The sequence below is a fragment of the Bifidobacterium sp. KRGSERBCFTRI genome, assembly GCF_025908335.1.
This window is the reverse complement of sequence record NZ_CP109653.1, coordinates 921,646-945,743: the sequence shown is the minus strand read 5'-3', so window position 1 is coordinate 945,743 and position 24,098 is coordinate 921,646. Positions and strand designations below refer to the sequence as shown.

Genomic DNA, 24,098 nt, shown 5'->3' with positions numbered 1-24,098 from the left:
AAATTCCAAGGCTTTTACTTTGTACCCCCTGAGAGAGTCGAACTCTCGTTGTCAGATTGAAAGTCTGGTGTCCTAACCGTTAGACGAAGGGGGCTTTCGACAACTCGATTAATAGTACACGAATCCATTCATAGCGCAAATTCGGCGTGTCGGCCTTGCATGGCGCCCCGCAGCCCCGAAAGTCGGCGGGACGCACGAGCAATCAGACACCTCACACGGCACGGTATGCGAAATCGTGGATCACGCGCCCCGCGGCCAGTCCCTTCTTTTCGAAATTCGTAAGCACACGGCCATCGAAACGCTCCGACTCCATGAAATCGGCATGGGGAAGCGCAGCGGCCGACTCGGCATTGCCCTTGCCCACATGCTCGACAGGCAGGCTCACCGTCAGCGTGCCGAGATTCTCGAAATCCCGCCGTGCATCCATCACCTCATGCACATGCAACGCATAGTCCTCGATGTCGGTGGCGATGCGCCACACCCCGTCGACGCCAAGCGACGCATGCACGTCACGCGCAAGCTCGGGCTGCACGATCCTGCGCTTGTGATGCCGCATCTTCGGCCATGGGTCAGGAAAGAACGTCCACACCTCGTCAAGCACACCGGGCTCCATCACCGCGAACAACTCAGGCGCGTTGATCTGCGCCACCCGCAGATTCCGCAATCCACGCTTGCCCGCCAGCAGCACGGTGTGCGCGACACCAGGGTCATACACCTCGAGCGCCAGGAAATTGCGCTCGGGATGCTCCGCGGCCGCGGCCACCACATTCTCGCCCTGACCACTGCCGATCTCCACGGTCAGCGGATTGTCGTTCCCCCACTGCCCTTGCACATAGTCCCGGGAGAACACGAACCCTTCGCACGGGTCGAGACTCCCCTCCGACAGCGCGATATCGGAGAGGATGTACTCATCGGCATAGTTGTCGAGCGCCCGTTGCAACCGCGCATCGAGCCGCGCGGAACGCCGCACGAACGAAAGAACCTTGCGACCGTGAAGCGGATTGTTCGCCGCACCGCCGTTGCCGGATTCCTCCAGATTCCTGTTTTGCTCAGTCATACGGCTCAGTCTACCCCGACACAGCCGAGAAATGGCCAGCGAGCGCACGCCCAGGCAAAACCGCCCACCGCTCCACCGCACTCCATCGCGCGCGAATATCGCCATAATGCGTTACGCCGGGCGACATTCGTCAGGAGGGCCTCTAGACTGGAAGGCGGCGGGCGCTGCCTTTCCGCGACAGTCGAACAGAAACCGGCATGCTCGCCAGGCGACACACCGACGACGGATTTGTGTTCGATAGTGTTCGAGTGTTACACTATAAACGCACATATATGAACATTGCGGATACATTTCTACCATTCCTATGTTCATACCAGCTGTAAGGAAAGGCTTAACATGACTGTTCTTGTCACAGGCGGCTGCGGCTACATCGGCGCGCACGTCGTCCATGCACTGCACGAAGCCGGCGAAGACGTCGTCGTAGTCGACGACCTGAGCTACGGCAAGCCCAATCGCATCGGCAACGCACGCCTCTACGGCATGGACATCGCGACACCGGGAGCCGGCGAACGTCTCGCCGAGATCATGGAGGCCGAGAATGTGGACTCCGTCATCCACTTCGCAGCCCGCAAGCAGGTCGGCGAATCCGTGGAGAAGCCGCTGTGGTACTACCAGCAGAACATCAACGGCATGCTCAATGTGCTCGAAGGCATGAAGGAGGCCGGCGTGAAGAAGCTCGTCTTCTCCTCATCCGCCGCAACCTACGGCGTGCCGCCGGTCGATGTGGTGCCCGAAGACGTCGAACCGATGGTTCCGATCAACCCATACGGCCAGACCAAGCTGTTCGGCGAATGGATGGCGCGTGCCTGTGAGCAGCCGTACGGCATTCGGTTCTGCGGACTGCGCTACTTCAATGTCGCCGGCTGCGGCCCCGTCCAGCTCGAAGACCCGGCCATCCTGAACCTCATCCCAATGCTCTTCGACCGTCTCAAGCAGGGCAAGGCACCGGCGATCTTCGGCGACGACTACCCGACTCCGGACGGCACCTGCGTGCGCGACTACATTCACGTCTCCGATCTCGCCGACGCGCACATCGCCGCATTGAAGTATCTTGACCGTGACGAGCGCAAGTACGATGTGTTCAATGTGGGCACTGGCGAGGGCACCTCGGTGCGTCAGATCGTGGACGAGGTGAAGAAGGTCACCGGCCTGCCGTTCAAGGAGACCGTCATGGGCCGTCGTGCCGGCGATCCGCCGCATCTGATCGGCTCCCCCGAGCGCATCAACACCGAGATGGGCTGGCATGCCAAGTACGACGTCGAAGACATCGTCGAATCCGCATGGAACGCATGGCAGGCGAACCCGGATCACCACATCGACGTGGAGACCTGGAAGCAGACCGACTGACGCATTCCATCCTGCACGCGAAAGGGCTCCGTTCCATCAGAAACGGAGCCCTTTCCATAGATCGTACAGACCATGCTGCGCAATGAACGCTTATGCCCCTACCTCGTCGCGTCCTGCGCCTCGAGCTGCTTCTCCACATAGTCGACTATGTATGGGGCGACTTCCTCGATCTGGTCGATGGCGATCTCGAAGTCACGCTGGCCCCCATACCATGGGTCGACGAGATCGATGTCGCTTTCACGTCCCGGCTGCGGGTCTGGCAGGTTCGGGTCGAAACTGCGATACATAAACACATGCGAACGCTTGCTCAACGGCAGCATATGCATGAGCGCGCCCATATGCGAGGCAGTCATGGGCAGGAACAGGTTCGTCTCGGCGATCTCGTTCGGGGTGATGCGATGCGCGAAATGCTCCGGCGGAATGTCGTACCCATGCTCACGCAGCACTTTCACGGCACGGCGATCAATCGGGTTGCCGTGCTCCTCGCTGCTCACACCGCTGGATTCCACGCGCGCCCGATCGCCAAGCCCACGCTCCTCGAATTCGTGACGCAGAATAATCTCAGCCATCGGAGATCTGCAGATGTTGCCGGTGCACACGGTCATCACCGTGTACGGCTGCGGTTTCGTGCCCATTCGTCTCTCTCCTCTCACATGTGTTCTGGTGGTGTTATTCCTCTTCGGCCTGTTCGTCGCCGGTATTGCGTTCGAACGTCAGGTAACGGTAACGATCGATGCCTTCGGGCTTCTTCGGCGTGAGCCATCCCGAATTCTCCATGAGTTTCCAGGAACCGTTGTTGAGCGCCTCGGTGAGGTCTGGAGCGTAGGCGTCCGCATTCACCTTGGCGTCGACCTGCGTCATGTAGATCTTGGATGCCATTGGCAACATCTGGTTGAACAGCTGGGAGCCGCCGATGACCCAGATCTCGCTGCGGTCGAGTCCGTCGTCGGGAATGGCCTCCTGACGGGCCATATCGAGCGCCTCCTCCAGATTGTCCACCACGGTGGCACCCGGCGCACGGAAATCACGGTCACGCGACAACACGATGTTGTCACGGTTCGGAAGCGGCCGGAACTTCTCGTTGAGCGCCTCCCAGGTCTTGCGCCCCATGATCACCGGATGGGAGACGGTGAGCTCCTTGAATCGCTTCAGGTCTTCAGGCAGATGCCAGGGCATCTCACCCTCATACCCAATGGCACCGGAACGGCCTTCCTTGTCGTTTGCCTGTGCCCATATGAGATTCACCGAGAACGTCTTGGGGAAATCATCTCCCCAGTCATCCTCGAAGACTTCTGGCCCGGCGGATCCGGGCACGGGTTCGTGATAGCCACTGCGGCTACTTCCAGACTCCATTTCTCACTCCTTGGAACAAGTCTCAAACGTAAATCGAGTCTATAGGCGAGTCACGACCTGCAGCTTCGTTTTCGCGGGTTTTCACCGCAATTCCATATGTTGGCCGATCGAATCGACCGTGACCCTCACACCGCGATCGGAGCCTTGATGGTGGGGTGGTATCGATAGTCCGCGATATGGAAATTGGAATACTGGTAGTCGAACAGAGAATCGGCCTTGCGAATCTCCATCCTCGGGTATGGGTAGGGTTCGCGCGAGAGCTGCTCAAGCACCTGCTCCACGTGATTGTCGTAGATGTGGCAGTCGCCGCCGGTCCACACGAATTCACCGGGTTCCAAGCCGGCCTGCTGTGCCATCATCATCGTGAGCAGCGAATAGCTGGCGATGTTGAACGGCACGCCGAGGAACATGTCACACGAACGCTGGTACAGCTGGCAGCTGAGTCTGCCATCGGCCACATAGAACTGGAACAGCGCGTGGCACGGCGGCAACGCCATGTTCTCCACCTCGGCCGGGTTCCACGCGGTGACCACCATGCGCCGCGAATCCGGGTTGTGTTTGATGAGCTCAAGCACATTGGAGATCTGGTCGATTGTGCGGTCGGGATCGTCTGCGGTGGGAGCAGGCCAACTGCGCCACTGCACACCGTACACCGGACCAAGATCACCGTTCTCGTCGGCCCACTCGTCCCAGATGTGCACATTGTGCTCCTGCAGCCAGTGCACATTGCTCGAGCCCTTCAAGAACCACAGCAGTTCATAGGCGATGCCCTTGAAGAACACGCGCTTCGTGGTGAGCAGCGGGAACCCCTTCGCCAGATCGAAACGCATCTGCTGGCCGAACAGCGAGATCGTGCCTGTGCCGGTGCGGTCGTTCTTGAGATTGCCTTCCATGAGAATCTTGCGCAGCAGGTCCTCATACGGCATCGGGATGTCGGTGTCGGGGCGCGGCGGAATCTGGGTGCGAATAGCTTGCAGTTGCTCCTGAATCAATGGCATGGCATGCAATCGTAATCGCAAAGTCTGACGAGACGATGCCGGGAGCGAATACAGCCCGACACGGCGGGCATATACCCGCCTACAATGTGGTTGAGTAAACGAGACGACACATCCGCGTGGAAAGAAGGCACGTATGAGCAAGCGAATTTGGGTCGAGCGCAACAAGGACGGCTCGTGGGACGCATTCTCCGATGACGGCGCCCACATCAAGTTCGGCAAGGGCCGCGGCCAGTTCACGCCCGGCGATCTCATGAAGATCGCATTGGCGGGCTGCGCGGCGCTGTCCAGCAACTTCGCCATCGAAAGCACGCTCGGCGAGGGCAAGGGCGCCAAGATCGTCGTCGACGGCACCTATGACGCCGACAACGACTCGTACATCAACTTCAACGAGACCCTCATGATCGACGCCACCGACGCGGACCTCTCCCCGGAGGACGTCGAGAAGCTCAAGAAGCGTGTGCGCGCTCACGTCGACAAGGGATGCACCGTCAAGCACACCTACGAACAGGTTACACCGGTGCGCATGGACATCGAGGTGCGCAGCTGACCGAACGCGGCGCAAAGGGAGAGCCGCCGTGGGCAATATATCGATTGCATTGCCCGCGGCGGCTTTTCGTTATCGGGAGACCACCCGACTACTGTTCGTTATCGTCCTGCCGGTACTCGTGCGCCTTCGGGTCGATGTCGATCTCGATCTGGCGTTCGGTTTCCTCGCTGGCGCGCTCAACCGGTACCTCGCGCACGAATTCCTCGAGCGACGTCACTTCGGCGGTCTCGGTTCCCGATGCGGTGCCCGTCTTCACACGCTGTTCCTCAGCCTCCACGAACTTGCGCGGCACCACGTAGACCGGCGACGCCGAATGCTGGAGCAACCCCTGGCTGGTGGAGTTGAACAGCAGACCGGTGAGGCCGCCACGGCCGCAGGAACCGACCACCACGATGTCGTGCGTATGACTGGCCTTGGTGAGCGTCTCCACTGCGCGGCCGGCCACAATCGATTTGCGGATCTTGAGGTCGGGGTGTGTCGTGCAGATGGATTCCAGACGCGCGTCGAGCACATCTTCGAACTTCTGCTTCTGTGCCGGGTCGTCGAGATTGGTGTTGCCCGGCACCACGGTGATCACGTCCAGCTCGGCGCCCCAGTTCGCGGCGAAATCCGCGGCGATCTGCAGTGCGCGCAGGCCCCACTTCGTGTCATCGGACCCAACGGCTACCTTGGTGATCACATTGTTGAGATGCAGCAGATTGTCTTTGTCGTCGGTGTACGGCACGACGACGATCGGGCAGTATGCGTATGCCGGCAGACTCGAGCTCGTCGTGCCGAGCAGACGCTCCGCCAGTCCTCCCTTGCCGCGGTTGCCAATGACGATCAGATTGTAGTTGCGCGACAGTTCGACGAACACCGACGACGGATCGCCCGTCACGATGAGCGTCTGCGCGTTCACGCCCTGCTCATCGGCGATTGCCTTGGCCTTCGACAGAATCTCCTGGGCATCGTTGTGCGCGGCGTTGTCGTCGCCCATCGACGTGTATGTGGCGTCGAACGAGACGGCGGCATAGCTCGGCAACGAGTATGCGCAGACGATCTGCAAGGACAGTCCCATGTGCTTGGCATAGTTCGCGGCCCACCATGTCGCCTTGTAGCTCGCGTGCGAACCGTCGACTCCGACGAGGATTGTGTTGTCGTTCATATGAGGGACCTCCTTGACCAGCAATGAAACAAGTACTGGTATCTAGAATACCGTGCCGACGCATGCGCGCGCGTTTCGGCGGTGAAATCCGCACAAATCGATACGCCTGCCGATATGCCATGCGCCCGCAGATCGCCCAATACCGGGTCGCCATCCGCCAGCCCCGCATACTCCTGTGTAGAAGGGGCTCTTCCCTTTAAGCATGTAAGAGCCGTAAAAGGAGACAAATAACCCCCTGGCATTGACTCCTTTTACGTCAGGGACCATCGCTCCATGCGTGATCCGTGCAGGCTCTGTGCGCGATCTGTGCGCGATCTGTGCGCGACCTCTTGCGTAAAAGGGGACAGCGCCGGCCATCTCACCGACTCTTTTTACGCAGCTCGCTGCCCTCTTTATTCATTTACTCAGCAGGTGCTGCGGCATGGACGGCGGAATGCGAAGGGCCGCGCACCCGAGAACGGATGCGCGGCCCTTCACCGTATATCAAGAGAGGTCACAGAACTCGACGGATGCTGTAGGCAGCACCACCGAATGCCGAGAGATTGGTGACCTGCGTACCCTGCGCCGGGTTCAACGCGTTGACGATCATGCCATTGCCAATATAGATGGCAGCATGGTTGGCATTCGCGATGATGTCGCCCGGCTGGGCCTCGGCGAGGCTCGGAACGGCGGTTCCGACACCGGCCTGGGCGCCCGAGGTGCGCGGCAGATTAATGCCGAACCGGGAGAAGACATACATGACGAATCCAGAGCAATCCCAGCCGCTCGGAGTGGTGCCACCCGATACATAGGGGGCGCCGATGAACTTCTGGGCATAGGCGGCGATGGCTGCACCGTTCTTGCTGGTGGGCACGGATGGGGCAGCTGCTGGCTGCGCGGCCGGAGCGGCTTCCTGCTGGGCGGTGTTGGCATTGGTGTCGGTGAGGGATTCACGCGCCTGGCCGCGGCTTGCGGCCGCGGCCTGCTCACGTGCCGCCTTTGCGGCGGCCTCTTCCTGTGCACGCTGCTCAGCGCCTTCCTTCTCGGCTTGGGCGCGGGCTTCCGCTTCCTTCTCTGCCGTGGATTTGGTCTGTGGAACATCCATTGAACCCAGACCGCCCCAGTTGGAGTCCTTGTCGACTTCCGTGGAGGTCGCCTCGGCGAAGAAGTTCGCCTTGGCCACGTTCACCTTCGGGAACGAACGGGTCGATACGACGTAGTTCGAGCCCGACTGGGAGTCGGCGGCGGTTGCGGCCGGCGCGATGCTGGTGAACGCAAGCGAGGCTGCAACTACAGCGGTGGCAATCGAAATAGAACGCTTCATAGTATTCATCGTCGTCCACAGTAGCACAGCCAACGTGAGACGATTGTGGAAACCTACAAGAAAATGGTTGGAATACTGGGAGACACGCCGAGACCACAATCGACTGGCAGTGTGCTATATTATGAAGTTTTCTTCACATATCGCCCGGAGCGGACATATCTTGTCTAGCATACCCTGAATCTGGAATATACCTATCCTCGCAACAGATTGCCACTGAGCCAATCCGCGCTCGTGCCCATCGTGAAGGCGAATGCGCTCCACAGGTTTCGTCATCGAGTCGCTCGTTCACGCGCTCCGGACGAAACTGATGCCCTAGTTTCGTCATGAAGCCGCTATCTGGCATCGATACGACGAAACGCGGCCCTGTGTTTCGTCATATCAACGCTCAGCCGCGAAGAAATAACGAAACAGCACGGTTACCCATAACACTGCGTTTGCAAGAAGGCAAGCGAACCGGGAACACGTCGCACTCAGAAGTGGATGTACTGGAAATTCCTGGCCTGTGCCGAGGTGAAGGTGCGATGCGAGATCACGCCGACGCCCTGCACATTGGATTCGGAGATCTCAATGGATCCGTCGGGATTCACCTTCTCCACCACAGCGACGTGGCCGTAGACCCCCGAGGCACCTTCCTGACCCGGTGAGAACACGAGCGCGTCGCCGGTATTGCGTGGCGTGTTGTCGACCCAATAGCCCATGGAACCTGCGGATACGGCCCAGGAGCCCGCATTGCCGAAGTGCGAGCCGGTGTTGAGACCGAGTTGCGCACGACGCTCGTACGCCCACCACGTGCACTGGCCGTAGGGGTATGCATTGCCGCGATCACCGGTTTCATGATTGGCATCGAAGCCCTGCGGCAGCTGACCCTGATGCTCGTCCATGAGGTCGGCGACCTTCGGGTTGTTGGCGAGTGCGCGGGAAAGCGCGTTCGAATCGGCGATCGAGTTGTCGCCGCCGAGCCCCCACTTGCCTGCATTGGTGGTGGAGACGGTCTTGCCGTTGTCGATGGTGACGTTCACCTTGGCGGACGACGAGCTGACCTCGGAGGTCGCGGTAGCCGTCTCGCTGCTTGCGGTGGCGCTGTCCAGAGCCTCACGCGTATCGGAGCGCGAAGCGGAACCGTCGGCGATGCGATGCACTTGCGTGGTCTCGGTCGGGTCCTCGGCCGCCAGCACTGTGGAGCCCTCGCCCTTCATGAAGGCCATCGACGTCGCCGCGGTTCCCACCAATGTCGCCAATGAGACGGAGGTGAGAATGTTGTGCTTGCGCTGGGCCGCCTTGGCGGTCTGACGAATCGCCTTACGGGTCAAAGGTGCGACTTCGTTGAGCTTGGCTGCCAGATCCTCGTCGATTGCCAGCGCCTGCGCGTCACCTGCCGCCGCCTGCTTCGCCCGCACGCCCTGTGCGGAATGCGAGCCCGTACGCGATGCGAACAGAGAGTTCGTTAGGCTTTTTGCACCTAACCCCTTGTGGGCTTTCGGGGCTGCATGCCTCATACAAAAAACTCCTTCGGTCATTTCAGCCTGCACGCTCTGTCGTGCTCGTTATGCAACTTTCGACAGGATACCTCACCTAACCGTCAAAATACAGCTCACATTCGCGCTTTCGGCATCGAACACGCCGGGCACACAGCGGTACGCCCCTCGCTTACGCCTGTAATTTCAAGGTTCCACAAAATCTCGTAAATTTCTTGTCGCACCTTCACAATCCACGCATTCTTCGTCGTGAGCCGGGTGCCTACACACTCACCCGGTGGGTGTCCAGCGTCCAAGCAATGCAACGCCGTTCGTCCATTCACCTGCGCGACGCATGCCTTCCTATAATCTAAAGACATGAGCACTATTACCATTCCGCAAAACATGCTTCCCGCAGACGGCCGCTTCGGCTCGGGCCCCACCAAGATCCGTCGTGAACAGATTCTCGACCTCACCAATGCCGCAGACACGCTGCTGGGCACCTCCCACCGCCAGCGTCCGGTGAAACAGCTCGTCGAATCGATCCGTGAAGGGCTCGCCGAGTTCTTCTCGCTCCCCGCAGGCTACGAGGTGGTGCTCGGCAACGGTGGCGCGAGCGCATTCTGGGATGTCGTATGCTGCTCGCTCGTCAGCCGCAAGGCCGCATGTGGCGTGTACGGCTCGTTCACGAAGAAGATGGCCGCCTCACTCTCCTCGGCTCCGTTCCTCGAGGAACCGGCCATATATGAGGGTGACTTCGGCACTTGGCGCCTGCCTGAACTCACCGATGGCGTCGACGCATACTGCTGGGCGCAGAACGAGACCTCCACCGGCGTCGCCGCACCGGTCAAGCGCATCGCCGGCAGTGTGAACCAAGGCGCGCTGACGATCATCGATGCGACGAGCGGCGCCGGAGCGCTGCCGGTGGACCTGTCGCAGACCGACGCCTATTATTTCTCCCCGCAGAAGGCATTCGGATCCGAGGGCGGCCTGTGGGTGGCGATTCTCTCCCCCGAGGCCATCGAACGTGCCGAGGCGGTCAAGGAGAACGCTGCCGTTCCCGGTTCGATCCGCTGGATTCCGCCGTTCCTCTCGCTCACCTCCGCGATTTCGAATTCCCGCAAGAACCAGACGCTCAACACGCCGGCGATCTCCACGCTCGTGCTCATGGAGAGCCAGATTCGCTATCTCAACGGCAACGGCGGTCTCGACTGGGCCGTCAAGCGATGCGAGCGCTCTGCGAACACCGTGTATTCCTGGGCCGAGGCGAGCCGCTATGCGAGCCCGTACGTTGTGGATGAGGAGGCCCGCTCGCATGCCGTGGTCACCGTCGACCTCATTGACGCGGTGCCGGCCGCCGCAGTGCTCGAGGCGTTGCGTGACAACGGCATTGTCGATGTGAACGGATATCGCGCGCTGGGACGCAATCAGCTGCGCATCGGAGTCTTCCCCTCGGTCGATCCGTCGGACGTCGAGGCGCTCACGCACTGCATTGACTATGTGATTGAACATCTGTAATCCATGCGGCATGGGAACACCGCCCATATTGCTGCGTCGCTTATGAGATGCGACGTGCATAACGCGGAAATGTTCGGTATGCTCAACACATAAGCCCGGGTCACACATCCCTTCCGTGACCCGGGCTTTTTCTGTGCCGATATGCGCATTCCGCGCTCAGTCGATGTCGGTGCCTTCGTCTCGCGACGGCGTCTTCGTGGGGTCGAAGCCGGAGACGATGAACACGACGCGGCGTGCGGCGGAGACTGCATGGTCGCCGAGACGCTCCATGAAGCGTGCGATGAGCACCACGTTGATGAGCTGCTCGTTCGTGCCCTCCCATTCGGCGCTGTCGGCGTACTGCATGATCTTGAGATGCAGATCGTCGAGCTGGTCGTCGTCGCGAATGATCTGCTCCGCTATCGCGGTGTCGCGGTCGGCGAGCATGTCGACAAGGCGACCGCCCGTGATGTCGAGGAACTGCTGCATTTTCGCGAACGTGGGCACCAGATTCTGCGGAACCGGCGAGTTCGGGTAGGTGCGGCGCGCGGATTCCGCGATATGGCGCGCCAGATCGCCCATGCGTTCGAAGGTGGTGGCCAGGCGCATCGTGGAGACGATGACGCGCAGGTCGGTGGCCACCGGATTCTGGCGTGCCAGCAGCTCCACGCATTGGTCCATGATGCGGGTGGAAAGGTCGTCGATGCTCGCATCGTTGTCGATCACGGTCTGGGCCGCATCGAGATCCTGATGAAGCAGGGCCTCCCCCGCCAGACGGATGGCGTCGCGCACATCGCGGGCCATATGGTCGAGGTCGTCGGCCACCGCTTTGAGGCCTTCATTGAAAATCACGCGCATGTGTTCACCCTCCCTGTTGCTGCCCGTGCGCTATGTACGCAATCATTGTAGCCGATGCGACACTCTGGCGTGTGCCCTGATGGGCGACGTCTCATGCGTGTGTTCGCCATCTGCGACGGGAAAATGCGCATCTGCTGCGCACCGCGCACGAATATGGGAGAATGATGCCATGCCACAATTCACAACCACGGTGATCGCCGTCGCGTTCATACTGCTCGCGGTCGGCGCGGTCATAGGCCTGTTGGTGCTGCTCTACGACTGGCTGGCCCCGCTCATCTCCCGCACTACACACGGCGTCTCGCTTCCCGATTCCATCGGCGACCTCGTCTCCAGACTCCGGCGCCGACGCTCGCGTGACGATGAGGACGGCGACGACGATGACGATGACGAGCTTGACGATGAGGCCGCCGCGTTGTTGTCGATCCTTCCGGCCGCATCGATTGTGGTCGACGATTCCGACGACGTGGTGCGCGCCAATCCGGCGGCCTACCGTCTGGGCATCGTCAACGACGACGTGATCGTGGATTCGCGCGTGCTCGACGCCGTGCGCAAAGTACGCGAGCACGGCGGCAAGACGTCGCTGGAGATCACCACCTCCACACCGAAACGTTTCGCGTTGCCCGAACCGGTGGATACTGAGGAGGACCTGAAAACCAGCACCGTCTCGCGCCCCAACTGGCTCAAACTGGTCATCGGGCGCATCGACGAGCAATTCGTCGTCGTGCTCATCGACGACATCTCGGAATCGGTGCGGTTCTCGCAGATGCGCGACGACTTCGTGACGAACGTGAGCGAGATGATCATTCGGCCGAGTGAGGATCTGCAACGGCTGGCCGACGTGCTCGAACACGGCGGCATGAGCCCCGAACAGGTCGCGCAGGCGGCCCGCGACGTGCGTCGGTCAAGCGCCTACGTCGATCACATGGTCAAGAATCTGCTGCTGCTCATCAAGGCACAGGGCGATGCTCCGAACGCGCAATCCGCGGTGTTGGATGTGCGCGAACAAGTGGAGGTGGCGGTCAACGAACTCTTGCCGCAAGCCCGTCAACGCGGCATCACGGTGTCCATCACCGGCAAGGGCGAGCCGAAAGTGCGCGGCAACGCCACGGCGATTCGTGCAGCGATCGGCAAGCTCGTCGACAACGCCATCGAATACTCGCCCGACAACGCGAACGTGAGCGTGCTCATCGAAACGACGCGCGACACCAAGGATGCGTTGGTGCGCGTGGTGGACCGCGGAACGGGAATCCCGCTCAAGGAGCAGCCGCGCATCTTCGAACGGTTCTACCGCGGAGCGAACCAGAACGAGCGCACGCAGTCGGGCGTCGGCCTCGGCCTGGCCATCGTCAAGCATGTGGCCATCATGCACCACGGCAATGTGCAGGTGTGGAGCAGACCTGGGCAGGGCAGCACATTCAGTCTGGTGCTACCGCTCGTGCCCGAGTCTGCAGAGGAGGCCGGCGAAATCAGTCGGCGCCGAGCCGACGGTAATCGCGACGGTGAAAATGCTCCCACACAAGCAATGCGAAACCAATCAACACGCCATACGAGCAGATGAACATCGACTGGCGCGACATCTCCGAATGTGCGGTGGAGAAGACGACAATGCTCACGATCAGCGCGACGACCCAGCAGCAGATGCCTATGATGAACGCCTTGCGTAGATCGACCTGCACCGGTTTGGGGCTGGGACGGCGCTGGGTCGGGTCATAGATCGGAGCGATTTTCATATGGCCCACTGTAATCACAGGTGTGTAGCAGTGGAAATAACCAGCCAATCGAGCCCTGAATGTGGGAAAAATCTTCCCATGTGGGCACAAGCATGCGAATTCGCGTACAATATGCACGTATGCGCGAGCGCCGAAAAACGCCAAGTCAGAAGGGAGCAGGCAGTGTACGCTATTCGCCCTGTTCCCAAACACTATGCCTGGGGCTCGCACCGAACACTGCAGCATGTGTTCCATTTGGATGAACACGAAACACAGCAGCCGCTTGCCGAGATGTGGTTCAGCGGGCATGCCCAGTCGCCGTCGCCGATAATGGTGGATGGCGTCGAACAGCCGCTCACGTCGATGATCGAGCGCAATCCCATTGACATGGTGGGTCGGCGCGGCTCGGAGGAATTCGGCCCGGTGCTCCCCTATCTGTTCAAACTGATCTGCGCCACCGAACCGCTCTCGCTGCAGGTGCACCCGGTGGCCTTTCAGGCGCGCGCGGGGTTCAACGAGGAGAACCGCGCAGGCATACCACTCAACGCTCCCGAACGTTCGTTCAAAGACATCAATGCGAAAAGCGAGATGGTGGTGGCACTCGAACCATTCCTCGCGGCAGTGGGATTCTCCACGCGCACATTCGCGCTACGGAATCTGGAATTGCTCAGGCTGCCGGTGGCGCAACGCATGGTGGAGGCGCTCAACTCGACCGCCACGCAGTCGGCAGGCGAATCATTTGTCATGGCGGACGAGATGATGCCCATCGCCTCCGCCGTATGGTCACCGGCGAGAAAACGACTGTTCCGCGCATTCCATGCGGCGATCACGGCGCAGGAAACGGATCCGCAGGAACTCCTCGACGATCTGCAGCATGCGCGCTCACTCACCGAACACACGCGCAACGATCTCGCATTCGACTTCGCGATTCGCGCGGCCAAGGCGTTCCCGGGAGACACGAGCTCGCTCGCACTGCTCATGATGAACCCGGTGAGGCTTGAGGAGGGCCAGTCGGTGTTCCTGCCCACCGGCACCCCACACGCCTATATATATGGTACGGCAGCAGAGATCATGACGAATTCGGACAACGTGCTGCGCGCAGGACTCACCGTGAAGCACAAAGACATCGTGAATCTGCTGCAATGCCTGGACTGCCGCACCAGCACGCCGGTGGATCCGTCGAACTCGCAGATCGCCACGATGCTGATGCGCGACCTCGCCTTCTACAAACCGAACGTGAGCGAGTACATGCTCGCCTACGGGCAGGTGGATGTGCAGCATGAGCCCTGGCCGGTGATCAACGCGCTGGCCAAACGCTACGACTCACTGGTGAGGCAGATCAGCGGGCATACGCCGTTCCCGCATTCCGGCCCTCGTGTGGTGGTGTGCACACAAGGGTCGGTGCAGGTGATCAGCGAAGCGGATTCACGCGTACTGCATCAGGGAGACGCCGTGTTCGTGCCGGCGAGCGACGGATGGGCGCATGTCGAGGCCGTGATCGACGGCGAAGGCGAGCCTCAGGGCAAGTATTTGGTGGCCTCCACGCCGTTCTAGGCGACGGCGGCTGCGTGGGCGGCGGTATTTCGGACGGATGCTTCCGAAAACCGTGCCGCAGATAGGCCCTCTCGCGGCACATCTTTCGGAAGCATCCGTAAAACGGGGCACAAATGGGAACCCGCGCGGCGCGGTGTTCGGAAAACTCCATGCACCATGCCGCGCGGGCCATGCCAAACCGCGGTGGAGCCGCTAGATGTCGAGCGAAACGACCAGCTTGCCGGTCACTTTGCCGGTGGCGAGCGTCTTCAACCCATCCACCAACTCGGCGAACGGCAGAATCCTCTCGATGAGCGGATCGAGACGGCCCTGCGATGCCATCTCAAACACGTCGGTGGCCATTGTGCCCAAATCGTTCTGCTGCCGAGAATCGCCGGAGCCATGCGCACCGCCGAGATTGACGACCGCCATGCTCAGTCCACGGCCGAACATGTCGTCACTGTCGATGTTCGGCACGCCCACAATGGTGACGAGCTGACCGTTGTAGGCCAGTCGGTCGAAGTCCTTCTCGGCCTCCGCGCCGCTCACCGTGTCCACCACGAGATCGACGCCGAGCCCGTCGGTGAGCTCGCCTATGCGTTCGGTCACATCCTCCTTGCGGTAGTCGATGACCGCATCCACATCGAGATGTTTGCGCACATAGTCCACCTTGGCGGTGGAGCAGGTGGTGAACACCGTGAGGCCATGCATCTTGGCGAGTTGGACGGCAATGCCGCCCACGGCTCCGGAGCCTCCATGGATCAATGCCGTGTGCACATTGTTGAGATTCGGTTTGCGGTTGATCGTCTGGTAGGCCGTCAACGCGCTGCACAGCAGGCCGGCGGCGTCGGTATAGCTCACGTCATCCGGGATGCGGGCCAGCTCATACGTCGGCGATGCCACGTATTCGGCGAAGCAGCCATCGTAGCGCAGGTCGCCATGTGTCCGGCGACGCGCATGCCCAGATGCCAGTCCTCGGAGACATCCGGCCCGATGGCGGCGATTTCACCGGCCACGTCAAGGCCCAGCGTATGCGGGAACGACCAGTCCGGGTCACCGCCCTCCGCCAGCTTGTAATCCACCGGATTCAGACCAACCGCATGCACCTTGACAAGCACCTGCCCCGGTCCCACTGCCGGAATCGGCACCTCGGCGAGCTTGATGGCGTCAAGACCATGGTCGTCCGCCTGCTCAATCACATAGGCCTTCATTTCGCCGAATCATTCTCCCCCGGCTCGAGAGCGCCGTCGGGCGCAGCCGCCGGGGCGACGGTGTCCACGGTGTCCACGGTGTCGGCGGCAACCGGTGCATCGGCGGAACACGGCGTCGCGAACGCCTCGGCCTCCGCCTCCTTGGCATGCTGCATCAGACGCTGCTCATCCGCTTCATTGAACGACTCGTCGAACCGCATGCCCGGCTTCATATCCACCGGGTGCTTCGGGTCGGCGATGGCGCCATACACCTTGAGCATGTCGTAGATGTACGTGCCCCTGGTGCGCCCCAGCGCAAATGCAATCGCCTTGCGTTCCACATTATTGCGTCCGAAGGTGGTGAGCGGCTGTCCATCGCGCAGCTTGACGGCCGCGTTGAGCATGTCACGCACGTCGTATTCGCTGTTCCACACCTCAGGCACGCCACGATCCACATCGCACAACGTGTACACGGCCTCCATGCCGGTGCGCATCGAATATTCCGTGGTGAAGATCGTGTCACGTGGCTCCTCGGCGAACTGGCCGATGAACGCGAAGTTGACGGCACCGTCCGGCACGACGTCGGGGCGGTCACCGAGTTCGCGCGGCATGAAGAACGCGTCGACATACGGCATCATGACCGGCACCGTGTTGCAATGGTTCTTCGCGAGCTCCTCGATCTGTTCTTCGGGCACTCCCATGTGGTAGAGCCATTCCTCGCAGATCTCCATACCGGTGCAGTCCTGCATCGGCTTGCGAATGTAGTTGCCCGGCTTGTCGGGGAACAAACCGTAGATCCACGCCGAGATCATGTCCTTCGGCTGGTTGCGGAACTGCTGCTGCCGGTTCACGGTCCAGCTCATCAGCCAGTTCGAATCCTCCACGGTCACGATGCCGCCGGTAACGGTGTGACCGCCGAACGGCGAGCGTCCGGTGATCTTCTCGATGTAGGCCGGAATCGTGTCGTCAAGCGTGGTAGCGGTGGCGCTCATCCACTTGGTGAGGTTCGGATCGTAAATGAACTTCTCCGGGTGGCCGAAGCTCGGGTCGACGGCGGCAATGCGGTTCCACATGTCCCAGCCGTTGCCCGGCTTGAGCGTCGGATCGAAGCCGGCCGGCGTGTTCTGGTCGCCCTCGGTGGTCGACTCCACCAAGCCGCCGTTGGTGATGAACACGAAATCGTCCTCGGTGAGTTCGATCGTCTTGCGCTCGTTCTTCACCAGGTCGGTGATTACCAGCGTCTTGGCGACCTTCTTGTTCGGCGTGCTGTACGGGTTGCGCGGGAATGCGCCGTTCTCTGCTTGGGCGCGTTGGGCCTCGTCCATCGACACATTGGTGAACACATTGCGGACCGGGCCGTTCTCGTGGTCGCTGATGGCGAAGGTGACGTCGTCGACGGCGGTGCCCATGTGGAACTGCACGTCGTGCGCCTTGAGGTAGTTCATGAGCGGCAGGATCATCGACTCATACTGGTTGTATCGCGTGAACCGCAATGCCGAGAAGTCGGGCAGGCCACCGATGTGATGGATGAACCGGTGGATGTAGCGATGCATCTCGAGCGCGGAATCCCAGTTCTCGAAGGCGAACATGGTGCGCCAGTACAGCCAGAAATTCGAATTGAGCACTTCGTCGTCGAAGTAGTCGGTGATCTTCTTGTTGGCGAGCTCGTCCTCGGAGGCGAGGTAGAGCTTGAGGATCTCCATGCACCCCTTGTCGGAGAGATTGAACTTGTTGTCGGTGTGCGCATTGTGGCCACGTGCCTTGGTGGCGCGGCACTTCGAATAGTTCGGGTCCTCCTTGTTGAGCCAGTAGTAGTGGTCGAGCATCGACACATTCGGGTCTTCGATGCTCGGCACATCGCGGTAGACGTCCCACATGACCTCGAAATGATTGTCCATTTCGCGGCCACCGCGCATGACGTAGCCCTCGCCCTTGATGAACGCGCCATCGAGCGCACCGCCGGGAACCACGTCCTTGTCGAACACGTGGATGTTCTTGCCCGGCATCTGCGCATCGCGCACGAGATAGAACGCAGCGGTGAGCGCCGCCAGTCCCGTGCCGATGATGTACGCGCTCTTGTTCTCGAGGCCTTCCGGCTTCTTCGGGTGTGCGAACGCTTCGAAATTGCCTGCCGAATAGTACATGGCACCTCCTCTTGCGCGGGCTCGTTCCCGCGAAGATTTGCCTGCGCCGACTTTCGGCGCCCTAGTGTCCATTGTCCGTCTGTTCGCGCAATCTGAGCACGGGGTTTGCTCTTAGCTTGGTTTTAGCGATTCCGCAGGCGGTCTGCAACGCACTGCGAACATGGTGCATGTGCATGGCCGTTTTTGCAATCCTATGCTCATCCAGACATGCTCACAGGATTCAGATGGCTGCTCTTGCAACTGCAATCTCATCCTGACATGTTTATGCAGGTCAAGAATGACCGGATTTGCAAGCGTACTCTCAACACAGTATGCGAAGATCACTTCGCGTGCCTACACATGCCCCAGATTGCAAAGGCGGTCATTAAATTCGCCGCAGAAAGATCGTTCTTGCAGCTGCGATCTCAGCATGGCACAGCTAGAGCCGTACGATGACCACTTTTGCAGATTCAATCTCAGCGCAGCTATCTCGCATTTCACAGAATGGGCATCTTTGCAACTCTGGTCTCGATTCAGCATGATTATGCGAATCAAATAGTCGCCTTTGCAATCATGGCCGCGCCTAGACACGCAAAAGGCGACCCGGCGCGAAAAACACCGAGTCGCCTCATACGATCAGACGAGTGGTTATCGGAGGACCGCCAAGCTCACTTCTGGCCCTGGGCCGCAACAGCGGCGGCACCGGCGGCAGCGGCCTCAGGATCGAGGTATTCGCCACCCTTCTTGATCGGCTTGAAGTTCTCGTCGAGCTCATAGACCAGCGGAATCGCGGTCGGGATGTTCACCTTGGCGATCTCCTCTTCGGTCAGGCCGTCGAGCATCTTGACGATCGCACGCAGCGAATTGCCGTGGGCGGCGATGAGCACGGTCTTGCCGCTCTTGAGCTCCGGGATGATCTCGGCTTCCCAATACGGCTCGACGCGGGCGACGACGTCGGCGAGGCACTCGGCTTCCGGAACCGGGTCGCCGGCGTAACGCGGGTCGTTGTTCTGCGCGTACTGGTCGTTCGGGTCAATCTCGGGCGGCGGGGTGCCGTAGGAGCGGCGCCACAGCATGAACTTCTCGTCGCCGTACTCCTCGCGGATCTCGGTCTTGTTCTTGCCCTGCAGAGCACCGTAGTGACGCTCGTTGAGGCGCCAGTCGCGCTTCACGGGAATCCACAGGCGGTCGGCCTCATCGAGCGCGATGTTCGCGGTGTTGATGGCGCGGCGCAGCAGCGAGGTGAAGACGATGTCGGGCAGCACACCCTTGTCCTTCATGAGCTTGCCGCCGTTCTTGGCTTCCTCGCGGCCCTTTTCGGTCAGCGGGACGTCAACCCAGCCGGTGAACTGATTTGTCTTGTTCCATTCGCTCTGACCATGTCGGAGCAGTACCAGTTTGTAAGTCATATGCCCTAGTCTAGCGACCCGTCGAGTCAAATGCACGTGCATTGCCATATCTGCCCGATTGGCGGGATAATCTGCGAACGCGACGATCTCAGCGCATTCAGATGGACATGGTGAGACCGACGAACACCAGCGCGACGGCGAGCGCGATCCACGACAGATTCCGCATGGCGCTACGGTATTCCCGCTTGGCCACATTGAATTCGACGACCACGGTGAGCAGTATGAGCGCGATTTCGCCGAGCACTGCGCAGTAACCGCCGAGCACGCTCAGATTGGGCAGATCGGAATCCATATGGATCCACATCACGCTCCACGGAATCACCATGGCGAGCATGACGAGGGCGATGAGCACGCACAGGCACACCGTGAATGCGCGCGCGCCGATGCGTACGGCGAGCGTGCGTTTGCCGCTCTCACGATCCGTGTTCACGTCGCGCAGATTATTCACCGCCATCACGGCCGCCGAGACCGCGCCGATGACGACCGCACCATACACGCCGTTCCCGTTGACCTGACCGCACAGCACGAACTGCGTGCCAAGCGCGGCGACCGGGCCGAAGAACACGAAGGCGGCCAGCTCGCCGAATCCGAAGTATCCGTATGGATGAGAGCCACCCACATAGAACCATGCGGCTGTCACGCACAACGCCCCCACGAAGACGAGCCACCAGTAGCCGGTGATCACGATCACCGCGAGCCCGCACACGCAGGCGAGCACAGCATTCACGATGGCCGCCATGAGCACCGCGCGCGGAGTGACGCCGCCGGCCACCAGCCGCGTCGGCCCGTTCAGCTCGCGCGCCTGCCGCTCCTCTTCCGCGGTCGCACCGTTCTCAAGGAACTGAAAATCAGATTCCACCGTGTATTGCCGTACCGCCGCCGTACGGTGGGCATCGGTGCCGCGCACGCCGTCTGAGTAGTCGTTGGCGAAATTGACGGCGATCTGCAGGAAGAGTGCGACGAGCAGGCAAAGCAGACCGAGCGTGATGATTCTGCCAGTGCCCGCATCGCATGCCGAGCTGGCGGTGAGGATGCCGCAGGCCGGCAAGCCGTCCGCACCGCGCATGCCAATCACCCGGCACGCCGCGCTGACGCCGATGAGCACGGGCGCGATGCCGAGCATGAGCGTGGGGATGCGCATGCCGGAAACGTAATCGTGAAATTGCATAGTTTGAATATATGCCCGAATACTCGAACGCGCGAGCGCACCGCATAATGGGTGAGCTCGCGCGCGAGTTCGAGCACAGGGCGACAGATCAGGCCTTCGAGGACTCGTTCGACATGGAGTCCGCGGCAGTCTGCTGGTCGAGCACGTTCTGGGCGACCTGCTTGGCATGGGCATCGGCCTGTGCATTGCGGGCGATGCGTTGCGCCTTGGTCTCGCCCTTGGCACGGGAGTCGGAGAGCAGATCCGGCGTGTGATGTAGCGCCTTCGTCCACACGTAGTAGAAGATGATGCCGAGCACGAGCCACACGGTGCCCACAATGAGCACCTCGCCGCCGAGCGAGCAGAAGATGACGCCGGTGACGATTGCGCCGATGAGCGGGAAGATGATCGTACGCCAGAACTTGCCATGTTCGAGGATTTTCGCCTTGATGCCCAGGCCCCAGATGACGGCGATGTTGAGCATGAAGTACGTGGAGAGCGCGCCGTAGTTGGAGATCTTCGCGCCGGTGGTCATACCGATGGGCAGCACAATGAAGATGAGCGCCAGCGTGAGGACGGCGACGAAGCCGGTGGCGACGGTGGCCACGCGGGTCTTCGGGCTGATCTTGGCGAAGACCGACGGCAATGCGTCGTCCTTGGCCATCACGCGCAGCAGCGAGGCGCCGGCGGTCATGCCCGACAGCGAGGTGAAAATGCCGAGCGCGAGCGCATTGGCCACGGCGCACAGTACGCCAAGCCACTTTCCGGCAAGGCCGGCCACCAAGTAGAAACCGTTGTTCGGATTGGCCGCCATGAGCTTGCCGCTCGGATCCATGCACATCGTCAGCAGGCTCATCGCCATGTAGAGCGCGCCCAGAATGAGCACGATCACGATCATCGCGCGCGACGGGCCATGCTTGGGGTCGAGGCTCTGATCGTCGAGCGTGACCACGGAGCCGAAGCCGACGAACGACAGCGCGCACAGCGAGACGGCGCTCATCACAGCGCCCATCTCGAAGTGGCCCGGATTGTAGAAGCCTTCGAAGGAGAAGTGGGCCACGCTGGGGTTCTTCGCCACATAGATAACGCCGAAGATGAAGAACAGCAGCAGCACGATGAGCTCGGCCACCAAGGCGAGCTTGTCCACCATGACGGTGGCGCCGGCGCCACGCATCGCGATGACCGTGATGATGGCGAGGAAGATGAGGCACCATGCCCACACTGGAACGGCCGGCACGTATTCATGAATTGCCAGGCCGGCCATGATGAGCATGACGGCCGGCGTGATCAAGTACTGCAACAGCATGAGCCAACCGACCACGAATCCCACCGGGCCATTGATCTCATCGGAAGCGTAGACGAAGATGCTGCCGCTCGACGGGTAGCGGGGCACCATGAGGTCGAACGAGAACGCGGTGAACAGCATCGCGACCATGGCGATCACGTATGCGAGGGCCGGCATGCCGTGCGACGTGTTCGCAACCGATGCGAGAATGGAAAACGGGGCAATTGGCACCATGAAGATCATGCCGAACACCACGAGGTCGAATACCGAGAGTGTGCGCTTGACGGTGACCGGACCGCCCGCACCCGTATTGTTTGGAGCTGGGGTTCCCTGTGACTTCGTTGCAGCGGTCATGTGAGGCTCCTTCCCTTCCTGGAAAATCTCTTCCGTACTATTTCAATTTTCGACTATAGTTCTGTCGTCCTGCGTTGGAACGGCACTGTGCGGTACGCAAAAATCCCGAAGGGATTGCCCTCCTCTTCAATGGGAGGCGGGCAATCCCCTCGAATCAGACCCTTAGATCAACTACTGCGGTTCCTTGGCGTCGGACGCGCCGGACAAATCAGTCCTTGTCTTCATGTCGCTTGTCGTAGAAGGCGGCAAGTTCGGGGCCGGTCGCAGCCAGAGCCACCTCGTCGCAGTACAGCATGTGGCCGTTGGAGTGCAGATGGTACTCGATGCGATCCTTGAGCGCCTGCGGCAGGAACAGCTTGTTGATGTCGTGGCGCACGTTCCAGTACGGCGTCGCTGCGTCGTGGATGCCGCCGAGCACGCAGATGCGGCTCGTCGGGTTGCGACGCAGCGCGGTGGCAAGGTCGTAGGCCACATTCGGAACCTGCGGGGAACCCATGGTGCCTGGAGCCTGATGCGTCCAGTTCCAGCTCGAGTTGACCTTGAGCGAGAGGCCCTCGTAGTTCTCGTAGCCCTTGAAGCCCATGTCGCCGAGCATCTTCATGTACACGTCGAGGTAGGCGGCGTTGATTGCGTCGTACGACGGATCCTCGCCGGCGAAGAACTCGTTGTCGCCCTGCACGTCCTGGTATCCGTACGTGGTGAAGCGGGTGTCGTAACGGCCGGTGGTCTCGCCCTCGGCCTTGAGCAGGTTCTTGCGGAACGTGTCGAGTTCGATGCGCAGGCCCTTCTCCTCGATAAAGTCAGCAGGCAGACCGATGAACTCGCTCATCTCGCCGGCGATCTTCTTCATCTCGTCCGCCGGCAATGCATCGGCGAGCGTCAGGGCACGGGCAAGCGTGTTGTTCGCATAGTCGAACGCCTTGTCGTACCACTCATACTGGTCGACGCCCACCCCGGCCTTCTTGAAGTAGTTGGCGGTGGCGGCGTACACGGGGAACATGCCCATGTAGTAGTCGTCCTCACCGGAGAGCGTGGGCTCGTAGTCGAGAATGGTGGACTGTTCGGTGATGCCTGCGACGCCGACGCCATGCTCGCCGAGCATGCGGTAGACGACGGCGTTGCGCATGGTGCCGTAGGATTCGCCGTACAGGTAGTGCGGGCTGTTCATGCGGTCGTACTTGGTGAGCCATGCGATGATGCCGCGCGTGAAGGCATCGCCGTCACCGTCGACACCCCACACCTTCTTGGCGTCGTAGTTCGGATCCACATGCGAGTAGCCAGTGCCGAACGCATCGATGAACACGAGATCCGAGCTCGGCAGCAGCGAATACGGGTTGTCTTCGACCTCACCGACGCCCTTCAGGTGCGCCATGCCATCGGTCTTGACGCGCTTGGCGCCCATGCCACCGATGTTGACCATGTACGAGGCGCCACCGGGGCCGCCGTTCCAGCAGAACGTCACCGGACGATCCGACTTGTCTTCCTGATCGGAAACCTGGGAGAACATGAACATGTGGCCGATGAGCTGGCCGTCGTTGGCGCGCACCGGAATCATTTCCGCGGTGGCGGTGTAGTTGATCTTCGTGCCGTCGGCGCCGGTCCACGTGTACTGCTTCGTGGCCGTCTGCGGCAGCGGCTCGAGCGGCTTCTTCTGCTCGCCGTTGCCGGCTTCGTTCTTGATTGCTTCTGTATTGTCTGCCATGGAATACTCCTTAGTTTGTATAGTGCATGGGAGGAATGCCCCGCGCACCGAAGAATTTGGCGCATGCGCGGCCCCGTGAATGTCACGA

The 24,098-nt window shown here is 60.8% G+C and carries 21 protein-coding genes and 1 tRNA gene; 5 read left to right on the top strand and 17 right to left on the bottom strand.

Annotation, left to right across the window (positions count from 1 at the left end; all coding sequences use genetic code 11):
* Positions 1-22 precede the first annotated feature (22 nt).
* Together OGI63_RS03970 and trmB are read right to left on the bottom strand one after the other, a co-directional pair.
* Positions 23-94 (bottom strand) — tRNA-Glu (locus OGI63_RS03970).
* Positions 95-211: 117 nt separating this feature from the next.
* Positions 212-1,057 carry a tRNA (guanosine(46)-N7)-methyltransferase TrmB gene (gene trmB, locus OGI63_RS03965; protein WP_004268728.1) on the bottom strand — a complete coding sequence of 282 codons (846 nt, stop codon included), beginning with the start codon at positions 1,055-1,057 and terminating at the stop codon, positions 212-214.
* A gap of 336 nt (positions 1,058-1,393) precedes the next feature.
* Here trmB and galE point away from each other — a divergent pair, with 336 nt between their 5' ends.
* Positions 1,394-2,404 carry a UDP-glucose 4-epimerase GalE gene (gene galE, locus OGI63_RS03960; RefSeq protein WP_004268726.1) on the top strand — a complete coding sequence of 337 codons (1,011 nt, stop codon included), beginning with the start codon at positions 1,394-1,396 and terminating at the stop codon, positions 2,402-2,404.
* Between the two features lie 98 nt (positions 2,405-2,502).
* Here the strand turns inward: galE and OGI63_RS03955 are convergent, their stop codons facing one another.
* The 3 genes from OGI63_RS03955 to OGI63_RS03945 all read right to left on the bottom strand — a co-directional run bounded on the left by OGI63_RS03955 (position 2,503) and on the right by OGI63_RS03945 (position 4,755).
* Positions 2,503-3,039, bottom strand: coding sequence for a low molecular weight protein-tyrosine-phosphatase (locus OGI63_RS03955; protein ID WP_004268724.1), 537 nt, complete (start codon positions 3,037-3,039; stop codon positions 2,503-2,505).
* A 34-nt stretch (positions 3,040-3,073) separates the two neighbouring features.
* The gene (locus tag OGI63_RS03950; RefSeq protein WP_004268723.1) at positions 3,074-3,757 is read right to left on the bottom strand and encodes a dihydrofolate reductase; all 684 of its coding nucleotides are present in this window, start codon (positions 3,755-3,757) and stop codon (positions 3,074-3,076) included.
* A 125-nt stretch (positions 3,758-3,882) separates the two neighbouring features.
* A complete protein-coding gene (locus tag OGI63_RS03945) occupies positions 3,883-4,755 on the bottom strand; it encodes a thymidylate synthase (RefSeq protein ID WP_004268721.1) in 873 nt (290 codons plus the stop codon).
* A 133-nt stretch (positions 4,756-4,888) separates the two neighbouring features.
* Between OGI63_RS03945 and OGI63_RS03940 the strand changes: the two genes are divergently transcribed.
* Complete coding sequence (locus OGI63_RS03940; protein WP_004268719.1) at positions 4,889-5,302, top strand: OsmC family protein; 414 nt, start codon at positions 4,889-4,891, stop codon at positions 5,300-5,302.
* Between the two features lie 88 nt (positions 5,303-5,390).
* Here the strand turns inward: OGI63_RS03940 and OGI63_RS03935 are convergent, their stop codons facing one another.
* The 3 genes from OGI63_RS03935 to OGI63_RS03925 form a co-directional block, all read right to left on the bottom strand.
* On the bottom strand, positions 5,391-6,446 hold the full coding sequence (locus OGI63_RS03935; protein WP_004268717.1) for a universal stress protein: 1,056 nt from the start codon (positions 6,444-6,446) through the stop codon (positions 5,391-5,393).
* A 493-nt stretch (positions 6,447-6,939) separates the two neighbouring features.
* Complete coding sequence (locus OGI63_RS03930) at positions 6,940-7,749, bottom strand: C40 family peptidase (protein WP_004268716.1); 810 nt, start codon at positions 7,747-7,749, stop codon at positions 6,940-6,942.
* 470 nt (positions 7,750-8,219) lie between these two features.
* Positions 8,220-9,245: a CHAP domain-containing protein gene (locus OGI63_RS03925; RefSeq protein ID WP_004268713.1), complete on the bottom strand. Its 1,026-nt coding sequence runs from the start codon at positions 9,243-9,245 to the stop codon at positions 8,220-8,222.
* Between the two features lie 336 nt (positions 9,246-9,581).
* On the opposite strand from OGI63_RS03925, the gene serC reads away from it, so the two are divergent.
* Positions 9,582-10,721, top strand: coding sequence for a phosphoserine transaminase (serC, locus tag OGI63_RS03920; protein ID WP_012619719.1), 1,140 nt, complete (start codon positions 9,582-9,584; stop codon positions 10,719-10,721).
* Between the two features lie 156 nt (positions 10,722-10,877).
* Here the strand turns inward: serC and phoU are convergent, their stop codons facing one another.
* Entirely contained in the window at positions 10,878-11,558 is a 681-nt protein-coding gene (phoU, locus tag OGI63_RS03915) for a phosphate signaling complex protein PhoU (RefSeq protein ID WP_004268709.1), read from the bottom strand.
* A gap of 169 nt (positions 11,559-11,727) precedes the next feature.
* Here phoU and OGI63_RS03910 point away from each other — a divergent pair, with 169 nt between their 5' ends.
* Positions 11,728-13,116 carry a sensor histidine kinase gene (locus OGI63_RS03910; RefSeq protein WP_004268708.1) on the top strand — a complete coding sequence of 463 codons (1,389 nt, stop codon included), beginning with the start codon at positions 11,728-11,730 and terminating at the stop codon, positions 13,114-13,116.
* Here the strand turns inward: OGI63_RS03910 and OGI63_RS03905 are convergent.
* The gene (locus tag OGI63_RS03905; protein ID WP_004269032.1) at positions 13,025-13,288 is read right to left on the bottom strand and encodes a hypothetical protein; all 264 of its coding nucleotides are present in this window, start codon (positions 13,286-13,288) and stop codon (positions 13,025-13,027) included. The genes OGI63_RS03910 and OGI63_RS03905 overlap by 92 nt on opposite strands.
* 162 nt (positions 13,289-13,450) lie before the next feature.
* On the opposite strand from OGI63_RS03905, the gene manA reads away from it, so the two are divergent.
* A complete protein-coding gene (gene manA / locus OGI63_RS03900; RefSeq protein WP_004268703.1) occupies positions 13,451-14,821 on the top strand; it encodes a mannose-6-phosphate isomerase, class I in 1,371 nt (456 codons plus the stop codon).
* A 192-nt stretch (positions 14,822-15,013) separates the two neighbouring features.
* Here the strand turns inward: manA and OGI63_RS03895 are convergent, their stop codons facing one another.
* The 7 genes from OGI63_RS03895 to OGI63_RS03865 form a co-directional block, all read right to left on the bottom strand.
* Positions 15,014-15,703: a zinc-binding dehydrogenase gene (locus OGI63_RS03895; RefSeq protein ID WP_014482678.1), complete on the bottom strand. Its 690-nt coding sequence runs from the start codon at positions 15,701-15,703 to the stop codon at positions 15,014-15,016.
* Positions 15,658-16,011 carry an alcohol dehydrogenase catalytic domain-containing protein gene (locus tag OGI63_RS03890; RefSeq protein ID WP_014482677.1) on the bottom strand — a complete coding sequence of 118 codons (354 nt, stop codon included), beginning with the start codon at positions 16,009-16,011 and terminating at the stop codon, positions 15,658-15,660. Before OGI63_RS03890 ends, OGI63_RS03895 begins: the two co-directional genes overlap by 46 nt.
* Complete coding sequence (locus tag OGI63_RS03885; RefSeq protein ID WP_004268697.1) at positions 16,008-18,134, bottom strand: oleate hydratase; 2,127 nt, start codon at positions 18,132-18,134, stop codon at positions 16,008-16,010. The genes OGI63_RS03890 and OGI63_RS03885 overlap by 4 nt, the downstream gene beginning before the upstream one ends.
* A 647-nt stretch (positions 18,135-18,781) precedes the next feature.
* The gene (locus tag OGI63_RS03880) at positions 18,782-19,522 is read right to left on the bottom strand and encodes a phosphoglyceromutase (RefSeq protein WP_004268695.1); all 741 of its coding nucleotides are present in this window, start codon (positions 19,520-19,522) and stop codon (positions 18,782-18,784) included.
* A gap of 97 nt (positions 19,523-19,619) precedes the next feature.
* Complete coding sequence (gene menA, locus OGI63_RS03875; RefSeq protein WP_012619717.1) at positions 19,620-20,690, bottom strand: 1,4-dihydroxy-2-naphthoate octaprenyltransferase; 1,071 nt, start codon at positions 20,688-20,690, stop codon at positions 19,620-19,622.
* Between the two features lie 88 nt (positions 20,691-20,778).
* Complete coding sequence (locus tag OGI63_RS03870) at positions 20,779-22,308, bottom strand: APC family permease (RefSeq protein WP_004268691.1); 1,530 nt, start codon at positions 22,306-22,308, stop codon at positions 20,779-20,781.
* Between the two features lie 208 nt (positions 22,309-22,516).
* Complete coding sequence (locus OGI63_RS03865; RefSeq protein ID WP_004268689.1) at positions 22,517-24,010, bottom strand: S10 family peptidase; 1,494 nt, start codon at positions 24,008-24,010, stop codon at positions 22,517-22,519.
* Between the last annotated feature and the right edge of the window lie 88 nt (positions 24,011-24,098).